At 56.1% G+C, this 5,830-nt stretch carries 3 protein-coding genes and 2 rRNA genes; 4 read left to right on the top strand and 1 reads right to left on the bottom strand.

Features of this window, described 5'->3' with window-relative positions; translation table 11 throughout:
- The 3 genes from rrf (C481_RS01500) to C481_RS01485 form a co-directional block, all read left to right on the top strand.
- Positions 1–89: ribosomal RNA gene (gene rrf, locus C481_RS01500) — 5S ribosomal RNA — on the top strand; the annotation flags it as partial.
- Between the two features lie 60 nt (positions 90–149).
- Positions 150–271 (top strand): 5S ribosomal RNA (rrf, locus tag C481_RS01495).
- A 709-nt stretch (positions 272–980) separates the two neighbouring features.
- Positions 981–2,897 (top strand): cation:proton antiporter domain-containing protein, encoded by a 1,917-nt coding sequence (locus tag C481_RS01485; protein WP_241434622.1) that lies wholly within the window; start codon positions 981–983, stop codon positions 2,895–2,897.
- A 945-nt stretch (positions 2,898–3,842) separates the two neighbouring features.
- Here C481_RS01485 and C481_RS01480 read toward each other — a convergent pair.
- Entirely contained in the window at positions 3,843–4,607 is a 765-nt protein-coding gene (locus tag C481_RS01480; protein ID WP_006107020.1) for an IclR family transcriptional regulator, read from the bottom strand.
- A 335-nt stretch (positions 4,608–4,942) separates the two neighbouring features.
- Here C481_RS01480 and C481_RS01475 point away from each other — a divergent pair.
- A partial coding sequence (locus tag C481_RS01475; RefSeq protein ID WP_006107019.1) for an ABC transporter substrate-binding protein occupies positions 4,943–5,830 on the top strand: 888 nt, incomplete at its 3' end.

Raw genomic sequence — 5,830 nt, 5'->3', positions numbered from 1 at the left:
CCCATCCCGAACACGGTTGATAAGCCCGCCTACGTATCGGTGAGTACTGGAGTGAGAGATCCTCTGGGAAACTCGATTCGCCGCCTCCACTCATATTCAATCTCCGAGCGAGTGGTCTCTGAAGACGGTTCGATTCCGTCGCTCGGGTTGTAAGCGGCCATCGCGGTGGGGTTCCTCCCGTACCCATCCCGAACACGGACGATAAGCCCACCTGCGTATCGGTGAGTACTGGAGTGAGAGATCCTCTGGGAAACTCGATTCGCCGCTTCTATTCATATCTCATTTAAACCGCGTAGTCTTCGGTATTCGCCGTCTTTGTGTTACTTGTGTTCGAATCGGTTTTGATCTGCCGACGATGTTTCGAGTTCAAGCTGTGGTGTGTCTGTCGGCTAATGACGGAGTTGCGATTGGATTCTGAGACGCGGTCACTGGTTCGGAGTGTTTGAATCGGAAGGTCGCTTCGATCCCGGCCGTCGTTGTTACTGCGTGATGACTGTCGGTAGACGGTGTTCGGGGGCACAAGTCGCTCGAAGCGGATGAGGGAGACGACAATTCTAGCGAGAGCCATCGCGTCGCATTAGCGACGGTGGCTCTCGCCCTAGTGCTGAATCTCAAACGGTAACCTGCACGTCTTTCTCGGTAGTTTCACTCCGGTGAGACTATCGACAACCGAGGTGAGACGCTTTTAAATACAGTATCCAAGCGACGCGCTGCGATCAACGATGTGCGACGGAAGACCGTTTATGGGGTTTTGGACTGGTAAGCAGAAGCCTCCGTACTCTTGCTGTTCACAGACCCAGGAGCCATAGCGCATCCATTCAGTGCTCATCGTGTTACGTGGTTATCAATTTAGTTCGGACGCCGATGAGATACCGGGAATTTGGCATTTATAAGCGTGGAACCAATACGTTCACTAAGATGCACCCGTGGACCCGACCGGTAGTTTCGAACGCCCGTTGTGTAACGGGTTGGGTGAGACGGTGATCCCGCTCGTAATTCCGAAAGGTACTCTGGTCCCGCTTGCGGTAGGGGGTGAGTCGAACCTGCTGTTAATCATTGCACTGATCATCGCACTTGGCGTGAGCGCGCAGGTGCTCGCTGACCGGTACCGCGTCCCGAGCGTACTCTTTCTTATTCTCGCAGGCGTCGCCGTCGGACCGGAGGGCATCGGACTCGTGAGTCGGGAGTCGTTCGGGCCTGCACTGTCGACTATCGTTGGCTTGAGCGTAGCGATCATCGTGTTTGAGGGTGCGTTCCACCTCACGGTCGAGAAGCTTCGCGAGGCGCCCGCTGCCGCGCTCCGACTGGTAACCGTGGGTGCAACGATCGCCTTCCTCGGAACGACCGTCGTGGTTCATTTCCTGTTGGGCGTCGAATGGGCGATAGCGGCGTTGATCGGTTCGCTCCTCGTGGCGACGGGACCGACGGTCGTCACCCCCATCCTCTCAGTGGTGCCGGTCCACAACCGGGTGGCTGCGGCGTTGGAGATCGAGGGAATCGTCAACGACGTAACCGCGGCTATCCTCGCAGTCGTCATCTTCAAACTACTCGCGTCTCAGGAAGCCAATCCCTCCGATTACATCAGCGAGTTCGCGATGCGTCTCGGCGTGGGCCTGCTCGTCGGTATCGTCGTCGCCGGTGTACTCTGGTATCTGCTTACGCAGGTCCACCTCGCAACCGGTGGGACGCCCCAGAACGCTCGCCTGATGACGCTCGCGGGTGCGATAGTTGCGTTCGGTATCGCGGATACCATCGCCTCTGAGGCGGGGGTCGCCGCCGTCGCAACCGCCGGTATACTCCTCGGAAATACCGACCTCCCGTACAAGGAGACCATCGAGTCGTTCAAGGGCGACGTTACGCTCGTCGTTCTCTCGTTTATATTCATCGCGCTCGCTGCACTCATCGATTTCGAGACGCTGTTGACTCTCGGCCTCAAGGGGCTAGCGGTCGTGGTAATCATCGCGCTGGTCGTTCGTCCGCTACTCGTCTTCCTGTCGACGAGGGGTGAGCAGTTCACGCGCAACGAGAGGGTGTTCATGAGCCTGGTCGGTCCGAGGGGAATCATTCCAGCAAGCGTGGCGACGCTGTTCGCCATCCAGCTACAGACGACGGAACCGCCGTCAAACCCGGAAGGAGCGAACGCCCTCGTGGGGACGGTGTTTCTCGTCATCCTCGTGACGGTCGTGTTCGAGGGTGGCTTCGCCAGACAGATCGCGGAACGATTACGTGTGATACCAATGCGAATACTCATTGTCGGAGGCGGACAGGTGGGCCGCGCGCTCGCCGAGCGCCTCGAAGAACGCGAAGAGAACGTTATCGTACTGGAAAATGACGAACCGATAGCCGAGCAAGCGCGGGCCGACGGCTTCTCCGTCCGCGAGGGCGACGGTACCGATACGACGGCCCTGCGGAACGCCGGCGCTGACAACGCGAAGACCGTGGCCGCTGTCACCGGTGATGACGACACGAATCTGTTGATCGCCCAGCTCGCCAAGTCGAAGTTCGACGTTGAGACGGTCATCGCCCGAGTCAATGATCCCGACAATGCTGACGCGTTCGAAGAACTCGGTGTCAAAACGGTGTCATCCACAATGGCAACCGCGTGGGGAATCGACAACATGATCGAGCGCCCGGCGCTGTCGAACTGGATGACGGAACTGGGCCGAAGCGGTGACGTCCAAGAGATCGAGGTAACCGCGGAGAAACTCGTTGGCCGGACCATCGCCGACATCGACGCCGAGATTCCAAACGAGGTGCTGATCGCGCTCGTCGATCGCGGTGGTGAGAGCACGGTTCCTCGCGGTGATTTCGAACTCGAATACGGCGACCGCATCACCATCCTCGGACAAACCGAAGCCGTCGACGAGGCTATCGACAGAGTTCATCCACACGTGTAATTGGGAGTCGAAGGTCCGAGATACGAACGAACCAGCGGTCCACTTCGTCGCGTAGCAGGCATAGTGCAGACGTAATCCAACAGTGGTGTAGTCGGAAGCGCTGAGCTTTATCGAAAGTAACTAGTAACTGTAAATTGCTCTGCAACTCTCGATATAACTGGGTTGTATTCAATGAATAGATGCCAGTAGAGATAACTTCCATCTGATCGGTCTCAGTAGAATTACGTCCGAATCTGAGGAGGACGATTCGATGGTCGGACCGTGGGGCGACGGATTTGTGTTGAAGCTTTGATCCGAGGCGCTGGTTTGGAGTTTGAATTGAGGAGGGTACTTCGATCTTGCTCGCCATTGATATTGGTGACAAACAGTCTTATATTCGACATCCTGACTATAGTTGTGTGTATAATCGGATTTACTATACAATTTTTCTCGGTACTGAGGGCTCGACGCGTTGAAGTTCGGAATCTGTATTGCTTCGGTAGTAGCTGTTGTTGTAGCGGAATTACGAATCGATCGTTGCTCGAGATTCCGTGATAACTGTCGCTGTGGATTGCTGTGGGGCGCGAGTTCTGATTCCGAATACGTCGTTCATCAACCGGTGGGAGGGTGTGCATCGCAAATTCTATGACTCGTCTCGCAGTATCGGGTTGCCGGTCAGTAAATAGTATCTCACTATTTTCGCAATTCCAAATTGATAGATATCTGTCTATTTCTTGTTTGAGCGAGTACTCATGTCTCGTTTCTGTGATGGATGATCAGGAGGTTTCTCTCGGTTCATCGACGTGGTCCTCGCTGTAGAAGTGGATCTTCAACTCGGAGGTTGACTCGAGCTGATTACAAACGTATTTTTGTAAAATCGCTGTGGCCTTTGTGGGGTAGAGTGCTTGTCACGGTAACACATCCAAATGTGGATGACCGATCCTAATATCCGGTGAGAGCGAACGCTCACGAGTACGTCATGTTGACTTCGATAACGTTTGCCGTGCTCAGCACGTTTTTCGGAATTTCGGTGGTAAGCGTTTCCCCTTCGAATCGGTTTGTCGGCCCGGAAACGCTGATTGCGCCGAGCGGCGTCCCATCGGTAGGGCAGATGGGGGCGGCGACGCATCGCATTCCTGACACGCGTTCTTCGTCATCGATCGCGTATCCGCGCTCGCGAATTTCCGAAAGTTGCGCTTTCAACACGGCGGCGTCGGTGATCGTTTTTTCGGTCACGCTGGGAAGTCCGTGTTGGTCGATGATCTTGTCGACTTTCGATTCTGGATAGTTCGCCAGGATCGCCTTTCCCATCGCCGTCGTATGGAGGTGGACGCGCTTTCCGATGTGCGTATCGAGGGTGACTGCTTCGGATCCTTTCGCCTTATTGAGGAACACTCCTTTTCCGTGCTCCTCGATAAGCAAGTTCGCGTGCTCTCCGGTTTTCTCGGCGAGCTTCTGCATTTCGGGAGAGGCGATTTGATAGAATTTCATCTGGCTTCGAGCGAAGCCGCCGAGTTCGAGAAACCGAACGCCGATGTGGTAGGTTCCGTTCTGATTCACCAGGTATTCGGCCTCCGTGAGCGTCTGGAGGTGATCGTGGACGGTGCTTTTCGGCATGGTTAGTTCGTCGGCGAGTTCGGAAACGCCCGCGCCGTTGAGGCGGTGCAGCGTCTCGATGATTCGGAAGGTCGTTCCGGCGGCCTGCACGGGGTATTGCTGTTCGTTCGCCATTTTCTTCTAATACAAACCCCTCCTAGTTAATTATTATTCGGTTTGACCGAACGAGAGCGGACGCGGGCACTTGGCAACGTGATGTATTCACGAATGTGGTGGCAGGTGTTCTCTCACGTGGTTCCGTTCGGTGTCACCAAACAGACCGTTCACGGTCAAGTGGACTGGAAGAGTGACCCGCTGTGGGTCGTGCGTTGTAACGAGCGGCGTCCGCTGAGCGAAGGAGTATGTTTATATAACGATATGAGTATGTGTTAGTCATGGTAGATAGAGTCAACCATAGTTTGACGAACGGAACCCATTGTCGTCGCGTCTCTCGCAGACGGGTCCTCGCGATGACCGGGGCCGTAAGCACCGGTAGCGTTGCCGGTTGTATCAGCGACGGCGCCGATGGCGAGGTGAGTATCGGCGAGTACACCGGCGACGAAGTAACACTCGAGTACGCGACTGCACCGCTGTTTGGCGACGTCGAGGATGAACTGATCGAGTCGCTGCGAAATGCGGGACTGAACGAAAACATCGATATCGAGTTCTCTACCGGCGTGTGGGGAGCCGATGATCAGCAGGACCGGTACACGCAGATCCTGCAGGCCGGTCGATCGACACCGGACATCATGCTGACGAATTTCGCGTACACGTCAGCGTTCGCGCCGCGCGAGTGGTTGGTCGATCTGAACGACGCCCTTCCGCAGGAGAAACTCGACGAACTCGAGTCCGAGTATCACGAAACGATGGTTGATGCGATGCGGTGGGAGGGCGGGCTGTACGGTATTCCGCAGTTTGTAGACATCCCGACGATCCTCTATCGGAAGGATTACGTCGAGAACGCCGGGTACGACCCGGAGGAAGAAAACTGGTCGGTCGAACCGATGACGTGGGACCGCTTTGCTACGATCGCCAGCGATGCGGTGGAAGCGAACGATGTCGATCACGGATACACGACGACGCTCAACCAGCGGACGATCGGTCATCAGACGGGATACGAGAAGGTCGTCACGATGGGTGGCAACTACTTCGGAGAGATGGCCAACCAGCACGGTCCGATCGGCGACCGGCCGGTTACGATCGATGACGAGCCGGTTATCGAAACGCTACGATTGCTGCGGACGTTCATGCACGGCTCCGATGACGCACACGCTCGCAGCGATCTGGACGGCGGTTTCCTGCCGTCCGCGGCGCTGGGATGGGGTACGACCTGTCTCTTATACACATCTCTGAGCGGG

The sequence above is a fragment of the Natrialba asiatica DSM 12278 genome, from assembly GCF_000337555.1.
GTDB lineage: Archaea > Halobacteriota > Halobacteria > Halobacteriales > Natrialbaceae > Natrialba > Natrialba asiatica.
The sequence above is the reverse complement of the archived record's forward strand: the minus strand, read 5'-3'. Positions and strand labels throughout refer to the sequence as shown.